We start from the raw sequence: 19,645 nt of genomic DNA, 5'->3' as shown, positions 1-19,645 counted from the left end.
GCAGCGATATGAATTATGCAATCATAGCGGCGGGGGAAGGTTCGAGGCTGGCGAAGGGAGGATTTAAACTTCCAAAACCAATGGTAAGCCTCAATGGTGAAATGCTGATTGACAGGCTGATCGGCATTTTCATGCGGAACAATGCAGAGAAGATCATGATCATTATTCGTGAAGAATCGACAAGTCTTGAAGCGCATTTATCTGAACTAAGCCTGACATTGCCGATTGAAGTGGTCAAAAAATCAACGCCAAGTTCTTTGCATAGCGTTTATGAGCTTTTGAAAACGGATCCCAATCTTGACTCGGTTTGCCTTACTACGACCGATACCGTTTTCAAAGAGGAAGAATTCAAAGCGTTTATCACCGAATTCGAAAATAATCCGGATAGGGAAGGACAAATGGCGGTAACCTCATTCATTGATGACGAAAGCCCATTGTTTGTGACTGTTGACGAGGATCAAATGATCACGGCTTTTACAGATGTGAATAGTACCGAAACACTGTTTGTGTCGGGTGGGATTTATTGTTTCCGAGAAAAGGCAATCCGAAATGTGAAGCAGGCAATGGAAAACGGACTGAGCCGCATGCGGAATTTTCAAAGGCAGTTATTGGACAATGGTGTGAAGCTGCGGGCTTATCCTTTCTCCAAAATCGTGGATGTCGATCATGTAAGCGATATCCGTACAGCAGAATTGTTTCTAAGGCCAGAAGAAATGGTCTAGGAACATTAGAATAAAAAGACAAACTGACACCAATTATAAAAGGCCGGAGAATTTGCCGGGCGCAGCGTACATGAATGATTTAGAATTACTCGGCGTACACCGCAATAAAAAGTTTTCGCCTAATCACATTGGTAATGACGACGCGATTTTTCAGCTGACTGCAAAGGCGCTTGAAAAATTGGGTTTCAGGGTTACAATTTGTTGTGAGGATGAGTTTCTTGAAATGGAATTAGTGGAACAGGAACAGATATTCACCATGGCCCGGCAGAAAGAAGTTGTTGCCAAGTTGCAAATGCTGGAAAAAACTGGAAAAGTAGTGGTTAACTCCGCATTTGGGATTGAAAACTGCTTTCGTACCAACCTGACCAATGCATTGAACCTGAATGATATCCCGGTTGCTGACAGTTGCATTGTACCTACCAGCTATCAGGACGACGAAATTTTCGATCGGATTAAAGGAAAAGGTTACTGGATCAAACGCGGGGATTTCCATGCGATCCATAAGGAAGATGTTTCGTATGCAAGGTCGAAGGAAGAAGCCAAGGAGATTTTGCGCGAATATGCACTGCGCGACATTCCTGATGCTGTTATTTCCCAACATCTGATCGGTGATCTGGTGAAGTTTTACGGCGTGCGCGGTACTGACTTTTTCTATTGGTTTTATCCTTACGACAGCAACCATCATAAGTTTGCCGGTTATCAGCAGATTAACGGAGACCCAGTCCATAACCCATTTGATGAGTTAGAATTATGGAGAGTAGCCACGAAAGCTGCGCGGGTTGTTGGAATTGACATTTACGGCGGAGACGCCATTGTGAGCAAAGACGGCTCTTTCCGCATCATTGACCTGAACGACTGGCCGAGCTTTGCACCGTGCCGCGACAAGGCAGCGCCGCACATTGCGAACAGGATTTATCAAAAGTTTACAACGACAGTTCATGGCTAACCCAACCACTTCGTTTGAAAATTCTTTAAAATCCAGCGATACCGAGGAGCAGATCGATATCTGGTTCTATCGGCCGATCGGTTACCAGATCGCATTGTTTTGTGCAAAAGTGGGTTTGAGGCCCAATCCGGTTACCATCATCAGCATATTTTTTGGAGTTGCCGCTGGCATTTTATTCTATTACCAGGCTTTGTGGATTAATGTGATCGGAATGTTGTCGCTGGTATTCGCGAATTCGCTCGACAGCGCAGACGGACAACTTGCCCGGATGACGAATGATAAAAGCAGGCTGGGTAGGATATTGGACGGAGCGGCCGGAGATTTCTGGTTTATCGCGATCCACATTGCGCTCTGCCTTCGCAGCCAGCAGGAGGGTTGGAGTGTATGGATCTGGGTACCCGGCGTTTTGGCTGGTGTATCCCATGTGATTCAGTCAGCGATGGCAGATTATTACCGGAATGTGCATTTGTTTTTTATCAAAGGAACAACCGGGAGCGAGCTGGATAGCAGCCGGGATTTGCAGAAGGAATACGACGCGATGACCTGGTCCAAGAATTTCGGGATGAAATTGGTCGCGCGCTTTTACTTGAACTATACCAAAATGCAGGAAAGCTTTTCACCCAATCTGCAACAGCTGCTTGGAATAGTCAAAAAGCATTATCACAGCGGCTTACCCGCGGAGCTGGTTACCGATTTCAGGGCTCAAAATAAGCCGCTGATGAAGTATACCAATATTGTACAGTTCAATACCCGCGTGCTGTTCCTGTTTTTGTGGTTGTTCATCGATCAATCATGGATCTATTTCTTCTTTGACATTTTTGTGCTAAACCCAATCCTGATTTATATGATTGTAAATCAGGAGAAGGTGAGCAAATATTTTTACCAAAAAATCCTGAAAAAGGAAGCCAATGAATTCCAAGGCGTATAAAGCACTTTTCCTTGCAATAGGCATTATTTCCCTTGGCTATATGGTCTACGGAACGGGCCTGGCTGAGATATGGAGCGATATTCAGCGGACAGGGATTTGGTTTGTACCCGTAGTTGGCAGCTGGTTATTGATTTATATACTCAATGCATTTGCATTTCGGTCTATCATCCGTGAACCCAATTTGCCTGAAAGTGATTTGTCTTTGTGGTCTGTTTTACGGCTGACGATTTCTGGTTATGCTATCAATTACATCACGCCATTTGTGGCTTTGGGTGGAGAACCTTACCGGATCCTGGAACTGAAACCGGTGCTGGGAATCCAGAAAGCGACTTCTTCGGTACTGTCTTACAGTCTGATGCACATGTTTTCGCATGTTCTTTTCTGGCTGGCGTCCATTATCCTGATCGTGGCGGTGGTGCCTTTGAGCAATTCCATGCTGACAGGCTGCGGAATGCTGCTGATCGCTGGGTTGGGTTTGGGCTATTGGTTTATCAATGTTTATAAAAAAGGATTCACAGTAAGCACATTCCGCCTGCTCGAAAAAGTCCCTTTTGTCAAAAATAAGGCCCGCGAATTTGCGGCGAGAAATGCTGAAACACTTTATGAAGTGGACGAGCAGATAAGGATTTTATATGCGGAGAGGCAGGATGTTTTTTATAAATCATTGTTCTTTGAGTTTGTTGCCAGGGTAATCGGCTGTTTGGAAATATATTTCACAGCACATGCTATCGGCTTGGAAATGAGCCTGTCCCAATCATTGATCGTCAGTTCCGGCTCATCCCTTTTCGCCAATCTGATATTTTTCTTCCCAATGCAATTGGGCACCAGAGAAGGTGGATTGGTATTGGCATTAAAAAGCGTAGGATTAGCGGCTACCCCGGGAATTTTCATCGGAGTAGTGATGCGGATCAGGGAAATCGTTTGGATTATGATTGGGTTGGCGTTGGTGAGTAGGAAGGTGGAAAAGAAGAAGGAAAAGGGGCTTTTAGCTGTTAGCGATTAATTAATGGGAGGAATGGGAAGAAAGGGAGGAGGGAAAATGGAATTAAATTTCCTCCCTTTTCTCCTTCCTCCCCCTCCTCCAAAAAACAGAACATGATAAAAGGCATCCTCCTAGACTACGGCGGCACCATTGACACCAACGGGCTTCATTGGGCTAATGTTTTGTGGGAAAGTTACCAGCGGAATAAAGTAAATGCAGATAGGGAAACGTTTGCAAAAGCATACACATTTGGGGAGAAGGCATTGGCGATGAACCCCATCGTTAAGCCGCATCACGTTTTTTATGATGTGCTTTTTTTGAAGGTTGAGCAGCAGTTTAATTTTTTGAAAGAGAAGGGTTTTGAAGTTGATGATGCTGCAATTGAAACAATCGCAGGAGAATGCAATGATTTCGCACACACTACCGTGAAAAATGCAACGCTAGCTTTGGCGCAGTTGGCAGCAAATTACCCTATCGTTATGGTTTCCAATTTTTACGGGAACATTCAGAATGTGTTGCAGGATTTTGGCATTGGAAGTTACTTCCAGGCTGTTGTAGAATCTGCTGTGGTGGGCGTCCGGAAGCCTGATCCGCAAATTTACCAGCTTGGAATTGACATTCTTGGTTTTGCTCCTGCGGAATGTGTGGTGGTTGGGGATTCTTATTCCAAAGACATTAACCCAGCCAAACAGCTTGGATGTAAGGCGATTTGGTTGAATGTAAAAGGTTGGGATGAGGCTTTGGAACCGCAGCAGATTTCGGAAGCGGATGTTGAGATTACCGATTTTAACCAGATCACAGAAGCGATTAAGGATCTGGGCTAGTTGTTCACTTTTATCAGGACATGTGAAGTGCCATGATAAAATTAAAGTTTAAAAGTCATGTACGATATATGTACCATAGGCCATATAACACTGGATAAGGTAGTTACGGCCCAATCAGTGAAATACATGCCTGGCGGCACGTCATTTTATTTTTCGAAGGCGCTCAGGCAGTTTGATGTCAATTATATGCTGGTAACCGCGCTGGCGGAAAATGAAAATTACATTGTGGCCGGGTTGCGGGATGAGAACATCGAAGTTTTTTCTCAAAACAGTGCCTATACCGTTTACTTCGAAAACATTTACAGCGCCAATCAGGATCATCGCCAACAAAATGTTTTGCATAAAGCGTCGCCATTCACGTTAGCCCAAATGCCCGGTATTGAAGCGAAAATCTTTCATCTGGGACCATTGCTTTCCGACGATATTTCTGTGGACCTGTTGAAATCACTCGCTTCGAAAGGACTGGTTTCACTCGACATTCAGGGCTATCTCAGGTATGTGAAAGACCAGAAGGTTTTTTACACCGACTGGGCCGATAAGATAGAGGCGCTTCCATATGTATCCATCCTGAAAGCCAATGAATTTGAAATGGAAGTGGTAACAGGTACGCGCGATGTGCTTGAAGGAGCTAAAATTCTGGCTGGCTGGGGAGTTGAAGAAGTAATCATCACGTTAGGGAGCAAAGGCTCACTGATTTATAAGAACAATGATTTTGTGACGGTACCGGCTTACAAGCCATCGGCCGTGGTGGATGCGACGGGATGCGGAGATACCTACATGGCGGGGTATCTGAGTAAAAAAGTGAAAGGAGCGGATAGCCAGGAGGCAGGAGAGTTTGGTGCGGCTATGGCTACATTGAAAATCCAGTCGTCAGGACCATTTTCGGGAGACCCGGAAATGGTCAATGAAGTGCTCCAATATGGTGATTGTGATAGAGAAATGATTGCCCAGGCAATTTATTTATAGTTCTTAAATCTTTATGAAATACATAATTAGCATGCTGCTGGCTTTTTGCCTGACGCTTGTTTCGTATTCAGGAGGCTATTCCGCTGACAAAAACAATGCAGCTGAGCCTGATGAATTTCCAATACCAAGGAATATTCCCGGATTGCTTTTTTATATTCAGCGTGACCCGAATGCGAATACAATCTGTTATCAGCTTAATTTGGACGAACAAGGCCAATTAAGAGAGAAGGAGCCTGTTCATACCTTCTGGATACGTTACACGGATGGAGGGACCAGACGGGAGCTCAATTATCTGCAAAAGAAATTTGCGTATGGTATTAATTTCAAATCGACGGGGAATTCCTCCTACGAGTTGACATCAGTGGCCTATTCTAAACTTCCCATGTCTTTGCGGAAGGATAAGAAGAATATTTACCACGTTTACGCAAACATTGATAAAAAGGAGTGTATTCTTTCGCGGGTATTTATCCGGATCGATGGCGGTACATTCTGGTCACCCAATGTGCTTTATATTGAATTAAAAGGAACTGAGACAGCAACTGGTAAAACGGTAATTCAGCGAATAAAACCTTCATGACATGACACATCAATGTCATGATCCTAGCAAAGGTTACCGAGTAAGTTCGGATATTTGGGGCAGACTTTTCTATTCAAACGAAAAGTGTCCTGAAAATCTAACCCAATTTAATTGTTTGCCTTATGGAGAATACGGGAAATACCAATGAGGACCAGGTATTTAAAGATGAAATTAACAAAGTGTCAGACTTCAAGTTTGGTACCACGGTAGTAAAAGTCTTTGACGACATGGTCAGCCGGTCGGTACCCTTTTACAATGAAATTCAGCGAATGCTTGGTGAGATCGCCGCAGATCATGCCAAGGAAGGTTCGTCGGTTTACGATCTGGGCTGCTCGACGGGTACCACAATGATCGAAATTGACAAGCTGATACCATCTGATGTCAGGTTCGTCGGCATAGACGAATCCCCTGAAATGCTCGATAAGTGCGATTTAAAATTGAAAGAAGCGGGTTTTGTTCGACCTTATGATTTGGTGGCGGGTGATTTACACCAGGAAGATCTTCCGATTCAAAATGCCTCGGTGGTTATTCTTTGCCTCACATTGCAATTTGTCCGTCCGCTTTTCCGCGAGAGGCTTTTACGGAATATTTACAAAGGATTGAACCCGGGAGGGGTATTATTGCTAGCTGAAAAAGTACTTACCGAAAATTCACAATTTAACAGAGATTTTATAAAGTATTATTACAACTATAAACGTCGTAACCATTATAGTGAATTGGAAATTTCACAGAAACGAGAAGCGTTGGAAAACGTTTTGATCCCTTATAAGTTATCTGAAAACACATTGTTATTAAAGGAAACCGGTTTCACAGATTGTGAAGTCTTTTTCAAATGGTATAATTTTTCAGGAATGATAGCTTATAAAAAATCATGATCGCAATCGGGAATTTCTTTTTTAAATACAGGAATAACCTGTTCATTTTTCTTTATCTATTACTATTTATACCGTCACCCTTACTCTTTGCGCCGGAGCAGTTTGGGGACAAATATTTTCTCTTTCCAGTTATCCTGGGTTTGCTGGTCACTTTTGCAGGAGAAATCATAAGAGGTATTACCATTGGGCTGGCTTACATTATCCGGGGAGGGAAGGATAAGAAAGTATACGCAGAAAAACTCGTGACGGAGGGGATTTTCCGTCATTGCCGAAACCCGCTTTACGTAGGCAACATTTTAATGCTGCTTGGCGTGGGGATACTGGCCAACTCGCTGATCTATGTTGCGATTGTGATGCCATTGTTCCTGTTTATTTATCAGGCCATTGTGCTGGCGGAAGAGAATTTTTTGAGGAATAAGTTTGGTGCCCAGTTTGATGCATATTGCAGCAGGGTAAACAGGTGGCTCATCAATTTCAGGGGCATTTCTGCAACGTTGAACGGCATGCATTTTAATTATAACCGCTGGCTGCTGAAAGAGTACAATACTTTGCTGGTTTGGTTGATCGGTATTTCAGCATTGTTGATCTTTAAATACCCTCAACTCATCCCAAACAGCGATAGCAGGATCATTTTGTTCATTAGTATTGTTATCATCTTGGGTGCTGCATACGGTTATGTGAGGTATCTCAAGAAATCCGGTAAAATGACCGATGTATTATAATTCCTATTGGCCTGGTGTAGCTTTTTTGTGGCACGCTATTGTCAGTAGGGTCCCTAACAACTCAACAGGAAATCATGAATATCGTAATTATTGGGGGAGGATTTGCAGGTGTGAATCTCGCTCTGGACTTGGCAAAAAGCAAAAAGTTTGAAGTAACGCTTGTTGATAAGAACAATTACAATTTCTTTCCACCGCTGATCTATCAGGTCGCGACGGCATTTTTAGAACCATCCAGCATTAGCTACCCTTTCAGGAAGTTGTTCTCAGGAAAAGAGAACCTCCACTTTCGGCTGGGTGAATTGATGAAGGTTGTTCCTGCCGAAAATAAGATCATCCTTTCAAACGGCGAACTCGATTACGATTTTCTGGTCTTTGCTACCGGGGCTGAGACCAACTTCTTCGGGATGGAAAATGTGAAGCGTAATGCTACGCCGATGAAAACGCTCGAAGATGCCATTGGAATGCGGAATAAAATGCTTTCGCAAATGGAAAAAGCCACCATTTGTAGTGATCCCGAAGAAGTAAAGAAGCTTTTGACCGTGGTCATCGCAGGCGGGGGACCTACCGGCGTGGAGATATCCGGTATGTTCGCAGAAATGCGAAATGGGATTCTCAAAAAAGAATATCCTGAACTCGCTGGTAAGGGAAGTGAAATATACCTCGTGGATGGGGGCGACGCATTGCTCTCACCCATGAGCGTAAAATCGCAGAAAGATACCTACGAGGCGCTCAGAAAACTGGGAGTGAAAATCAAGCTGAATACCCACGTGGTCGATTTTGTAGATGATAAAGTTTTCTTTTCAGAAGGAGAAACCATTGAATCTAAAACGCTGATCTGGGCAGCGGGCGTAACCGGAAAAGTATTTGAAGGAATGCCAGCCGAATCGTACGGTCGTGGAAGAAGGCTGATCGTAGATGCTTATAATAAAGTCAATGGCGCTTATAACATTTATGCGATAGGCGATTCTTGCCTGCAATCAACGGATGCGAATTTTCCGACTGGTCATCCACAGGTAGCTCAGGTGGCCATTCAGCAAGGTAAAACGCTTGCAAAGAATTTTGAGCTCATTGCTGAACAACAGCCATTACACCCATTTGCATACCGCGATAAAGGGTCAATGGCGATCATTGGGAGAGCCAAAGCAGTAGTTGACATGCCTTCACCAAAAGTGCATTTTAAAGGCGTTATCGCCTGGCTGGCCTGGCTTTTCATTCACCTTATTTCTCTAATCAACCACCGTAACAGGATCAAAACCTTGTATAACTGGATGGTAGCTTATTTTACCAAAGACCAATCCCTCAGAATGATCATCAAGCCGGCGATGAGGGAGGGACAGGTAGAGCCCGTTAAAGCCGGCTGAATTGACATTACAAATCAGAAAATATGGAACCGATTACAATTGATGTAACACAAGACTCACCACTCGGTATCCAGCAGATAGACACTTCTATTTCTTTCGTTCCTTTTATAGATTTCCTTGAAAGAAAAACGGATCAGGAAACAACCGTAAAGCGGACATTTTTCGAAATGGTCCTCGCAAGGCTGAAAGCCAAACCTGAATTTAGTGCTATTATTCCGCTGGAAGACATTGGCAAATACAAAGAAGAACTGAGCCTGATCTATGGCATGCTGATGCCACCCATCGCCGATGAAAAGGATGTTTGCTGGGCTATGAGTGCGCCGGTAAACCCAGTGGTGTTTTATGGCACTTCGGGATTTTACGACTTACTGCTCGACAGCAATACAGGAGATATCCGGTGCGACCTGATGAAGGACGATCCGCATACCAGAAATGAGAAGATGCAGATGCTTTATTCTTTCATCCTTGAAAGATTGTATCACGTGCCCCCCATGCGCAAGCACGAACTGATCATTACGCTTTTGGATGAAAGGTCGGGCCTTCAGAAATTTTATAAGCTTAATATTGATACCCGTTTTTGTGAGATATTTCCCAAAGACGTCCTGCCACATCTGGACCTGGAAGCGATCAGGGAATCGTTTGATGTGTACAAGATCGCAGCAATGCTGCCTTTATCCTTATTCCGGTTTGAAGGTTTTTCGGTGATCACGCTGGTGGATGTTACCGCAGAACATGCTGTGGAAAGCATTAAGAATACGATTTTGGAAAGGGCATCCATTGATTCGGAGACCTATTTTCATCAGGTCACGACTGCCCTAAAAATGCTGATCGGAAATCCCCAGTTTGATTTTGGCTCCATGGCGATCTTGCGGGTCAATAACAAGCTCATCTTCAACAAGGGTACCGTTCTTTACAGCAAACTGATGAACGCGGCAACTGCCAATGGGATGGCCGAGGAAATGTACCTGAGAATGGCCGATGAATATCTTCAGGCACCCAAACCCATGATTATCCGGGAAGTGAAACTGGATGATGTCCCCAAGAAGGACTTCGCCAAGTTACTATATAACGATGGCGTGCGCTCCTATGCCTTAATACCTGTTTTTTATGATAACCGGGTCGTAGGGTTACTGGAAGTGTTTTCCAAAATTTCCGATGCTGTCAATGAAATGGTACTGTCTAAATTGGATACAGCATTGCCGCTTTTAGCCCAGATCTTTAAAAATTACATTGACGAGTTCAATATCGGCATTGATAATGTGATCAAAGAGAAGTTTACTTCGTTGCAGCCTGCGGTTCAGTGGAGGTTTAGGGAAACGGCATGGCATTATCTGAGAGATAAAGCATTAAGCCCCAATAACGCGGCTATTGAGAACATTCATTTTAAAAATGTGTATCCGCTATATGGTGCCGTTGATATCCGTAATTCGACGCTCGAAAGAAACATTGCTTTACGACAAGACCTTAACCTTCAATTTAATTTATTGATAGAAACCTTTACTGTCCTGAAACAAAACCTTGGATTTGGCCTTGCCGATGAGATGATCTATAAATGCAAAAAATGGATCCAGGAAATCAATGATGAATCGACGGACAACGACGAAATGAAGGTGAGGGATTTTCTGGAATATGAGGCGCATCCGTTTCTGCTGCATTTCAAAGAAGAAAGCCTTCAGCGTTCTGGCATAGGTCAAAAAGAAAACACCGAAGCGGAAGCATTGATCAGAGAGCGTATTGACCGATATTTTCAAGTCGTGGATGAGCATACCGGTGCTGCCAATGCAAATAGAAAGGCGCTGGAAACGTCCATGCAAAAGATCAACGGTGCTGTAAACCTGTATCTGGACCTGTTCAGAAAGGAAATCCAGCAATCGTATCCGACTTACTTTGAGAAGTTCAGGACCGACGGGATTGAGTATGACATATACATTGGGCAATCCATTGAGCCTGAGAAGAAATTCAGTGAGCTTTATCTGAAAAACATTCGGTTATGGCAATTGACATCCATGGCTGCGATAGCCAGGATTACGCATTCACTGGTACCCCAGATGGAAAAGTCTCTTGAAACAACCCAATTAATTTTCATCCATTCTACCAGCATTGACATTAGTTTCAGAGATGATGAACGGCGTTTTGATGTGGAGGGTGCGTACAATATCCGCTATCAGGTGATCAAGAAACGCATTGATAAAGTGCACATCAAAGGCACCGGGGAGCGGCTCACGCAACCTGGAAAAATTGCGCTGGTATACTTCAATAATAAATCTGCGGAAGAATATGTGGGGTATATCCGGTATTTACAAGAAAAAAATACTTTATTGAATGATCTGGAATTTCTGGACCTCGAAGAATTGCAGGGCGTCACTGGACTAAAAGCATTACGGGTAGGCGTAAACCTGGATGCGGAATGGAGCTGACCGCATTTCAATGACAGACTCTCAATAAATGCACCTTTTTCTATGAATTACCATCATCGGCTTGACAAAGTTAAGCACCATGTCCAACATTTTTTTGGGGCAAAAGTACTTTCCCAACTGATTTATCATAATCTGATACATACCGAGTCCGTCGTAGGGAATGCCGTTAAAATTGCAAACCATTATCAGTTGGACGACCGCGAAACATTCATTGTGGTCACTTCGGCGTGGTTTCATGACGCTGGGTATATCAGCGGCGAATCAGCCGGACACGAGCAGCGGGGTGCCGAGATGGCGGCAGAATTTCTGAGGCAAGACGGTATTGACGAAAGCGTTGTCAATGAAGTCAAAGGATGCATTGTCGCCACTGTTTGGCCGCAAAGCCCGAATGGACTCTTGCAGCAGATAGTATGTGATGCAGACCTGTTCCATCTGGGCCTGCCCGAATTCATGGATTGGAATAAGCTCGTCCGCAAGGAGGCTGAGCAGCGGCTAGGAAAGAAAATCGATAAGTCGGAGTGGCGTAAAAGCACGATCAAGTTGCTGGAATCACATACATACCAAACTGATTACTGCCGTAATTTGCTGGATAAGCAGAAAAAGAAGAACCTTGAAAAATTAAAGGAGAAGGATGAAGATTGGAGAACGGAAGCCAAACAGGATGATGAGATAGCCACACTACCGAATGAAGAAGTGGTGACCATGGAAGTAGGTGAAGGTAAGAAACCTAAGTCAGACAGGCCGGATAAGGGGATTGAAACTATGTTCAGGATCAGCTCCAATAATCATCAGCGACTAAGTGATATGGCTGATAATAAGGCACATATCATGATCACAACTACCTCCATCATCATGTCGGTTTTGCTGAGTGTGCTCATCCGGAGACTGGAAGACAATGCGTACCTGATCCTGCCCACCACCATGCTGCTGACGGTTTGTATGATTACCATGGTTTTTTCCATTTTATCAACCCGGCCTACGATCCCGCATGGAACCTTTACGCAGGAGGACATTGATACAAAAAATGTAAACCTGCTTTTCTTTGGAAATTTCTATCGGATGTCTTTTAATGATTACTCCAACGGCATGCAGCGAATGATGGCCGATCGCGAATTTTTGTATGGGAGTCTTACCAAAGATGTTTATTCTCAGGGAGTTGTGTTAGGAAGGAAATATCGGCTGCTCCGCATTGGCTACAATGTATTCATGTTTGGCATCGTCGCATCCGTGATTTCTTTCGTCGTCGCGTCCCTGCTATTTGAACATTGATCGCTGCCAATATGAGGAAAAAATACCTTCATCTTACTGCACTCAGAAATCTATTCAGCGGGCTCATATTAGTCCTCCTTCTAACCGGCTGCGGTGCTACCGAGAAAAAGGAAGCATCCAGCGAGGACTATGACCTGGATAGCCCTGAAAAATTTAATATGCCGGAAAGCCTTTTTGAAATCTCAGGGATAGCATTGAACAAGGGCAGGAATGATACCGTATATGCTATACAGGACGAAGAAGGAAAATTATTCCGTCTGGCTTGGGAAGTGAGTAAACAACTCAATTCCAAATTTTCAAAAAAAGGGGATTATGAAGATGTTTCAATCCTAAGGAATACGGTATTTATCCTGAAAAGTAACGGTACCCTGTTTTCATATCCACTATCAGAGGCGGTTTTTGAGGATCCGGAGGGCGTGAGAGAGCAAAAGGGGATTTTACCAAAAGGCGAATATGAGGGAATGTATGGAGATGAAACCTCCGGGGAGCTTTACATTATATGTAAAAATTGTCCGGGTGATGATTCCAAAAGCAGTGTGACCGGCTACATCATCAATCCGACTGATTCTACTAAGTCTGCCAGGACATTTTCAATCCAAGTTGATGAAATTAAAGCCTTTACCGGGAAAGTAGCCCGAGGGTTCCGTCCTTCTGGAATTGCTAAAAATCCTCTGACAGGAGAGTGGTATATCATTTCGGCGGTCAATAAGCTGATGGTCGTTACCGACAAGCGTTGGAAAGTGAAGAGTGCTTTGCCGCTCAGCGGAAACCAGTTTATCCAGCCGGAGGGAATTGCGTTTGATCGGACCGGTAGCTTGTATATTTCAAACGAAGGCGATGATTTATTTAGTGGTAACATTCTTAAATTCAAGAAATTATCACGTTGACATGGTTTTTCCGTTACGGTTAATGCTTTTTTTTATTTTAATAGCCGGCATTTCTTCCTGTGCCAGTTACAAAACGCATTATTCCAAAGAGGCCGCACAATGGAACGCTTCCACCCCCGATCCGGAACTGCAATTAAAGCATACCATGTATCTGATCGGCGATGCAGGTAATGATTCTCCGCGAAGCCGCGCGCCGGTCCTCGAATACCTCAAAACCAAATTGGCAACCGAATCCAAGAACAGCTCTGCGCTATTTCTGGGTGATAACATTTATGAATATGGCATGCCGCCTTCGGAGGATTCGCTGAATAGGGGAGTCGCGGAATACCGGATCAATTCCCAGTTAGAAACATTGGATGAATTTCCGGGCAGACCTGTTTTTCTGCCCGGTAACCACGATTGGCGTGGCTGGGGAGTGAAGGGATTGAAGCGGCAGGAAAAATACATTAACAAATACCTAAACGAGCGCCGAGGAAAAAAGGACAAGGAAGATTGGGAAAACTATTTCCTTCCGCCCGACGGATGCTCGGGCCCGGAAGTCATTGAGCTGAACGACAATGTGGTGGTCATCGTCGTGGACTCGCAATGGTGGCTTACCGATTGGGACCGGGACCAGAAAATCAATGATGGCTGCGAGATCAAAAACCGGGATCAATTCAGGTTTATTTTTGAAAATGTGGTCAGAAAATACCGAAACAAGAATGTGGTGATTGCCATGCACCATCCACTTTACACTTACGGGCCTCATGGAGGCCGATTTACCGTAAAGCAGCACCTGTTCCCACTCACCGAAATGAACCCGAATTTGTACATTCCGCTTCCTGGGCTGGGAAGTTTGAGCGCACTGTTCCGGGCGTCGATTGGGTCACGGCAGGATATTGCCAACAAGCATTATAAAGACTTAAAGACAGCGGTACTGGCCGGGGCGAAGAAGAATGGGAATTTTATTTTTGCAAGCGGACATGAACATGCATTGCAATTTATAGAAAATGATGGGCAGGAATACATTGTGAGTGGAAGCGGTTCAAAAAACAGCCCTGTAAGTCTTGGAAAAGGGTCTCTATATGCCTCATCATCATTGGGTTATGCTACATTGAGTTTTTATGAAGGTGGCGAAACCTGGGTGAGTTACTGGAATGTAAATGCCAATGGGAAGGACGCGACGCTGTCATTTCAGAAAAAAATCAAAGATAAGCCAGTCGTGGAAACGCCGGATTCTACCTTTTTCTCAGAGTATGACCAGCATGCCGACTCGACCAGCCGATTTGTCACCAGCAATGAAGTCAAGCCCATTGGCAACTTTCATAAATTTCTTTTTGGGGAACATCACCGCCCTTTATATCTCGAAAAATATCCTTTTCCCGTGCTGGATCTTAGTACCTACAAAGGAGGCGTAACTCCTGTCAAGCAAGGCGGGGGAAACCAGACTAATTCATTGCGGCTTCGTGATAAGGAAGATAAGGAATATGCAATGAGGGGACTAACCAAAGACGTAAGCCGGTTTTTGCCGTTCCCATTTAATCAAATGGTAGCAGCAAAGTATTTAGTAGAGGATAACTTTTTATCAACGAATCCTTTCGCACCGCTTTCGATGCCCGTTATGGCGGATGCGGTTCAGGTTTATCATACTAATCCCAAACTTTATTATGTTCCTGCGCAACCTGCGCTCGCGACATTCACTGACCTTTTTGGAGGGACAATGAACCTCGTTGAAGAGCGGCCTGATGGAAAAAAATGGAAACAGGCGGCTTTTTTTGGAAACCCGGATAAGATCGTAAGCACGCCCGAGTTGGTTGAAAATATATTGGAAAGCAGCAAACACCAGATTGATGAAGAATGGGCGGTTCGTACCCGGTTGTTCGATTTCCTGATTGGTGACTGGGACCGGCATGACGACCAATGGGCCTGGTCGTCGGTTAAGCAAAAAGATGGAAATATTATTTACCGCCCCATCCCCCGCGACAGGGACCAGGCTTTTTCGAAATATGATGGTTTGGTGACTGGTGTTGCCCGGCTTACATTGCCTTTTTTGCGTCAGCTCCAATCATTTAGTCCAGATATTCAAAGTTTGAAATGGACAACTTGGAGCGCACGGCTGTTTGACCGGACTTTCCTGAATGCATTAAGCTGGGAACAATGGGAAGCGCAAGTGAAATTTATCCAGGCAAACCTGACGGACGATATCATTGCCAAATCTTTTGACGGCTGGCCACACAAGGCCCGAGAAATTGCGTCTCCTGCATTAATTGCGGGCATTAAATCCCGCCGCGACAACCTGATGAAGATTGCAAGGGAACATTACGAATTCGTCAGTGAATCGGTGAATGTGATAGGAACCGAAGAAGAGGAACGCTTTGTAATCGAGCGGCTTGACGATGGACATACCAGCGTAACAGTATATGAAACCGGGAAAGACGGTCGGATTAAACACCAGAACTATAAGCGGATTTTTGAGCGGAATGTTACCCGTTACGTTAACATTTACGGCAATGGGGATAAGGATGAATTTATTGTAACAGGCGATGTGCACAAAGGGATTAAGCTGAGGTTGATTGGCGGATTGGGAAAAGATGTTTTTACGGATAGCTCGCACGTGAGCTCAGGTGGGAAAAGGACCTTTGTATTTGATGATCAGGGGAATAATACATTTAATGCTGGCCCGGATACGAAGGTAATGGCCTCGGGGACATACCGTTACAATGTGTACGACCGAAGAAGCGCTGAAAGTAATTACGATATTTCAATACCATTTCCAGTACTTGGAGCCAACCCGGATGATGGCTTTTTTATTGGCTCCAATGTGAATATTACCAAGTATGGTTTTAAAAAAGAGCCTTATAAGTCCGTTCAGAGTGTTGGTGCCAGCTTCGCATTCCGTACAAAAGGTTTCAAAGTCAATTACACGGGCGATTTCATCAATGCATTCAAGCGTTTTGATTTTTATCTGGATACCTATTATCATGGCCCGACTTATGCATTCAATTATGCGGGTTTGGGAAATAATTCTGTCCGCATTGGTGATGATGCCAATTATTACCGCGTAAGGCAAAGTGCATTGCATATATATCCTGCGATCAAGAAACGTTTTGGCGGAAATAGTGGATTTTTGACCCTTGGGCCATTTATCGAAGCTTCCGACATTCAGGCGACCGCGGGGCGCTTCATTACCAGCTCCGAAAATGGGCTAAGTGAGGATATTTTTAAAACAAAATGTTTCGGCGGCGCGAAGTTCCAGTTCGATTTCAACAGCGTCGACAACATTTTTGCACCACATTCAGGTATCCGTTTTCACACCATAATTAATTGGACATCAAACCTCAAAAACGATAGGAACTTTGGATCGCTCAGGGCACAGTTTGCTTTTTACCGCAACCTTGATCAGCGCGAAAACTTCATCCTGGCTTCACAAATTGGTACTGGACTAAACTTTGGAAATGGCTATGAATTTTTTCAAATGCCCACCATTGGCGGCAAGCAGGGACTGCGCGGCTACCGTACCGAAAGGTTTTATGGAAAAAGCAGTATCTGGCACGACACCGATCTGCGCGTAAGGCTTGGCAGCAGCTATAATCCCACATTACCCCTTACTTACGGCGTTTTTGGCAATTTCGACTACGGTCGTGTCTGGCTGGGCGACAATGATCCCACCGAAAATTGGCATTACAACTATGGAGGTGGTATCTGGTTGGCCCCCGTCGATATCCTGACGTTTGCGGTAGGCGCATTTATACCCAAAGAAAAAAAGGAGGAAAGCCCTAGAATCGCTTTACAGATCGGGTTTTGGTTTTGATGACTGTATCGTTAATCGCTTATTTCTTTTCCAATACACTGAGGTTTCCACTGCCTTCCAGGTAACAGGCTGCAACGTTCTTAAGGTCTCCGACGCCCTTCTCTCTCAAATAGCCATGCAAGTCATCCTCTGATATGAATTCCTTTCGCATGTTGATGTGCTGAAATACGCCGTCCTTGATTAAAAGTTTGGGTTCGGGTTGCGCGAAAAGGTTGAATCTTTTGGATTTGAATCCCATCCAATCAATGGCCAGGTCCCAGAACACCAGCGTTCCTACCAGGATAACTCCTTCGGTAATGCTTTGATAATCACCTGCCATAGCGTTTTGTGCCGCATCGCCAATAAGGATTATGAGCAGGATATCGCTTACACTAAACTGACCAGTCCCTCTCCGAAAAAATCGAAGCAGCAAGAAAATCGACCAGTAAGTCAGCGTTCCGCGGATGATAATTTCCAGGGGTGAAACCTGAGGTACCCACAGGGTGTGCCAATCAATGTGAAGGATTTTTTCCATAGCAGAATGCAGCGGTTTTATTGGGTGATTCGTTGTAAAATAACATTAATTATTAAATTAAAAAGACGCTACTTATATTTCGTGCGCATTCTACTACGTTCTGAAACCTTCCCGCTTTGAAAAATATTTACTACTCAGATTCCTTTGAGAAAATCTGGCTTGAAGAGGCGGAATTAAAGTCCCGTACATCCAACAGGCTTTTCTGCATCGCTTTCCTGATCTGTAACCCTGCTTCTTCTGTCGCATTTTATTTAGCAAAAGACCCGTTTTTCGATACCCTTTGGCAGACGCACCTGATCTCCGGCACCCTGATCCTGATCTACCTGTTTTTGAATTATAAGAAGATCATCACAGGCCAGCAACTGAGCTTTATTACATACGTTACGCTAATCTGCTTTTATGCATTTTTGCTATCCAGACCTCACTTATCCTACGTGCAATCCTGTCTGAACCTCACACTGGCAGTCATATTTGCCGGACTTATCTTGCGTTGGCCGGTGAGGTATTCAATAATCTGCAGCGCATTGAGTATCCTGTTTTTTTCGCTGTCTATTCTTTTCGTGGCTGAAATTACATTGAGCATTTTTTTCCAGGACGGCGGATTGTTTGTGCTGATCGCCAACCTGTTGTTCCCGTTCATAAATTATTTGGGCTACAGCAAAGACAAGCGGGAGTTTTTCTACAGATACACGCTGCAGGAACAGAATGAAGCTCTTGAAATGCAGAAAACGATTGCGGAAAACGCTACACGCGCCAAATCTAATTTCCTTTCCATGATGAGCCATGAAATCCGTACGTCGTTGAATGGGATTGTGGGGATGGTGCACCTGATGTTGCAGGAGGAAAGCAATCAGAAAAAACCGAACGAGCTTCTAGATACGCTGAAATTTTCTGCGGACCATTTGATGGACGTGGTCAATGGTGTGTTGGATTTCAATAAGATAAATTCTAATCATGTTGTGCTTGATCCTCAGCCTTTTGATACCGTACTATTTTTTGAGATTCTAAGGAAATCTTTCGTCCCCAAAGCCACCGAAAAGGAAATTGGGCTGATTTTTGAGATAGACCCTCGCTTACCGGCGCAGCTTATTGCGGACAAAGTACGACTCAATCAGATTCTGAACAACCTGATCCACAATGCAGTCAAGTTCACCCAGGTTGGTTTGGTCAAGTTCGTGGTAAGCGAATTGGGCAGGGATGAAAAAAAGATCAATATCATTTTCCAGGTCATCGATACAGGTATAGGAATTCCGAAAGGAGAACAGGAAGTGGTTTTTGACTTTTTTACCCAGGTGAAGCCCAAAGTGCAGAAGGAAAATACAGGTACAGGTCTTGGCTTGGCGATTTCGAAAGAATTATTGCGAATATTTGAAAGCAGACTGGAATTGCAAAGTGAAGAAGGCGAAGGCAGCGTGTTTTCTTTTAAGTTAAGTCTTCCCTATTCCGATCAAATCAAAAAAGCGCCAGAGGAAGAAGATAAAATGGTTCAAACAACAGAGTTTCCGGATAGGAGAGTGCTGGTTGCGGATGACAATAAAACCAACCTCGTATTGGTAACGCAGCTATTGAAACGAAAAAATATTTCGTTTGACATTGCCAATAACGGCAGCGAAGCCTTTGAACTGTTCAAGCACGGGACGTATCACCTGATCCTGATGGATTTGTTGATGCCCGTGATGGATGGTTTCGAAAGCACATTACTGATCAGGCAAATAGATAAGCAAATTCCAATCATCGCATTGACTGCCTCAGCATTCGAAAATGAGAAGGAGAGAGCCCTGGCAAATGGTTTCACGGGTTACCTGACAAAACCGTTTATACCGGCTGACTTCTACAATTACATATTGCCCTTTTTGAATCAGTGA

General features: G+C 44.2%; 16 protein-coding genes. 15 read left to right on the top strand and 1 reads right to left on the bottom strand.

The annotated features are described in order from the left end of the window. Positions 1–8: 8 nt before the first annotated feature. The 14 genes from FHS68_RS11320 to FHS68_RS11255 all read left to right on the top strand — a co-directional run bounded on the left by FHS68_RS11320 (position 9) and on the right by FHS68_RS11255 (position 17,266). On the top strand, positions 9–722 hold the full coding sequence (locus FHS68_RS11320) for a sugar phosphate nucleotidyltransferase (protein ID WP_167270029.1): 714 nt from the start codon (positions 9–11) through the stop codon (positions 720–722). A gap of 70 nt (positions 723–792) precedes the next feature. Continuing rightward, positions 793–1,668, top strand: coding sequence for an ATP-grasp domain-containing protein (locus FHS68_RS11315; protein ID WP_167270027.1), 876 nt, complete (start codon positions 793–795; stop codon positions 1,666–1,668). Then, positions 1,661–2,596, top strand: coding sequence for a CDP-alcohol phosphatidyltransferase family protein (locus FHS68_RS11310; RefSeq protein WP_167270025.1), 936 nt, complete (start codon positions 1,661–1,663; stop codon positions 2,594–2,596). Before FHS68_RS11315 ends, FHS68_RS11310 begins: the two co-directional genes overlap by 8 nt. Further along, on the top strand, positions 2,577–3,599 hold the full coding sequence (locus FHS68_RS11305) for a lysylphosphatidylglycerol synthase transmembrane domain-containing protein (RefSeq protein WP_167270023.1): 1,023 nt from the start codon (positions 2,577–2,579) through the stop codon (positions 3,597–3,599). Before FHS68_RS11310 ends, FHS68_RS11305 begins: the two co-directional genes overlap by 20 nt. Before the next feature lie 92 nt (positions 3,600–3,691). Further along, the gene (locus FHS68_RS11300) at positions 3,692–4,402 is read left to right on the top strand and encodes an HAD family hydrolase (protein WP_167270020.1); all 711 of its coding nucleotides are present in this window, start codon (positions 3,692–3,694) and stop codon (positions 4,400–4,402) included. A 57-nt stretch (positions 4,403–4,459) separates the two neighbouring features. Beyond that, positions 4,460–5,368: a PfkB family carbohydrate kinase gene (locus FHS68_RS11295; RefSeq protein ID WP_167270018.1), complete on the top strand. Its 909-nt coding sequence runs from the start codon at positions 4,460–4,462 to the stop codon at positions 5,366–5,368. 13 nt (positions 5,369–5,381) lie between these two features. After that, entirely contained in the window at positions 5,382–5,945 is a 564-nt protein-coding gene (locus FHS68_RS11290; RefSeq protein WP_167270016.1) for a DUF4833 domain-containing protein, read from the top strand. Between the two features lie 122 nt (positions 5,946–6,067). Next, the gene (gene cmoA / locus FHS68_RS11285; protein WP_167270014.1) at positions 6,068–6,820 is read left to right on the top strand and encodes a carboxy-S-adenosyl-L-methionine synthase CmoA; all 753 of its coding nucleotides are present in this window, start codon (positions 6,068–6,070) and stop codon (positions 6,818–6,820) included. Continuing rightward, on the top strand, positions 6,817–7,542 hold the full coding sequence (locus FHS68_RS11280) for a methyltransferase family protein (RefSeq protein ID WP_167270012.1): 726 nt from the start codon (positions 6,817–6,819) through the stop codon (positions 7,540–7,542). The genes cmoA and FHS68_RS11280 overlap by 4 nt, the downstream gene beginning before the upstream one ends. A 74-nt stretch (positions 7,543–7,616) precedes the next feature. Further along, positions 7,617–8,903, top strand: coding sequence for an NAD(P)/FAD-dependent oxidoreductase (locus FHS68_RS11275; protein ID WP_167270010.1), 1,287 nt, complete (start codon positions 7,617–7,619; stop codon positions 8,901–8,903). 23 nt (positions 8,904–8,926) lie between these two features. Then, entirely contained in the window at positions 8,927–11,320 is a 2,394-nt protein-coding gene (locus tag FHS68_RS11270; RefSeq protein ID WP_167270008.1) for a GAF domain-containing protein, read from the top strand. Positions 11,321–11,362: 42 nt separating this feature from the next. Beyond that, positions 11,363–12,589, top strand: a complete 1,227-nt coding sequence (locus tag FHS68_RS11265) for a Pycsar system effector family protein (RefSeq protein ID WP_167270006.1) — start codon at positions 11,363–11,365, stop codon at positions 12,587–12,589. A gap of 11 nt (positions 12,590–12,600) precedes the next feature. Further along, positions 12,601–13,476 carry an SdiA-regulated domain-containing protein gene (locus tag FHS68_RS11260; RefSeq protein ID WP_167270004.1) on the top strand — a complete coding sequence of 292 codons (876 nt, stop codon included), beginning with the start codon at positions 12,601–12,603 and terminating at the stop codon, positions 13,474–13,476. A gap of 1 nt (position 13,477) precedes the next feature. After that, the gene (locus FHS68_RS11255; protein ID WP_167270002.1) at positions 13,478–17,266 is read left to right on the top strand and encodes a metallophosphoesterase; all 3,789 of its coding nucleotides are present in this window, start codon (positions 13,478–13,480) and stop codon (positions 17,264–17,266) included. 19 nt (positions 17,267–17,285) lie between these two features. On the opposite strand, the gene FHS68_RS11250 is transcribed toward FHS68_RS11255, so the two are convergent. Then, entirely contained in the window at positions 17,286–17,780 is a 495-nt protein-coding gene (locus tag FHS68_RS11250) for a DUF421 domain-containing protein (protein ID WP_167270000.1), read from the bottom strand. 116 nt (positions 17,781–17,896) lie between these two features. Here FHS68_RS11250 and FHS68_RS11245 point away from each other — a divergent pair, with 116 nt between their 5' ends. Next, positions 17,897–19,645 (top strand): response regulator, encoded by a 1,749-nt coding sequence (locus FHS68_RS11245; protein ID WP_167269998.1) that lies wholly within the window; start codon positions 17,897–17,899, stop codon positions 19,643–19,645.

The sequence above is a fragment of the Dyadobacter arcticus genome, assembly GCF_011762185.1.
GTDB lineage: Bacteria > Bacteroidota > Bacteroidia > Cytophagales > Spirosomataceae > Dyadobacter > Dyadobacter arcticus.
This window is presented reverse-complemented; position numbering and strand designations above follow the sequence as displayed.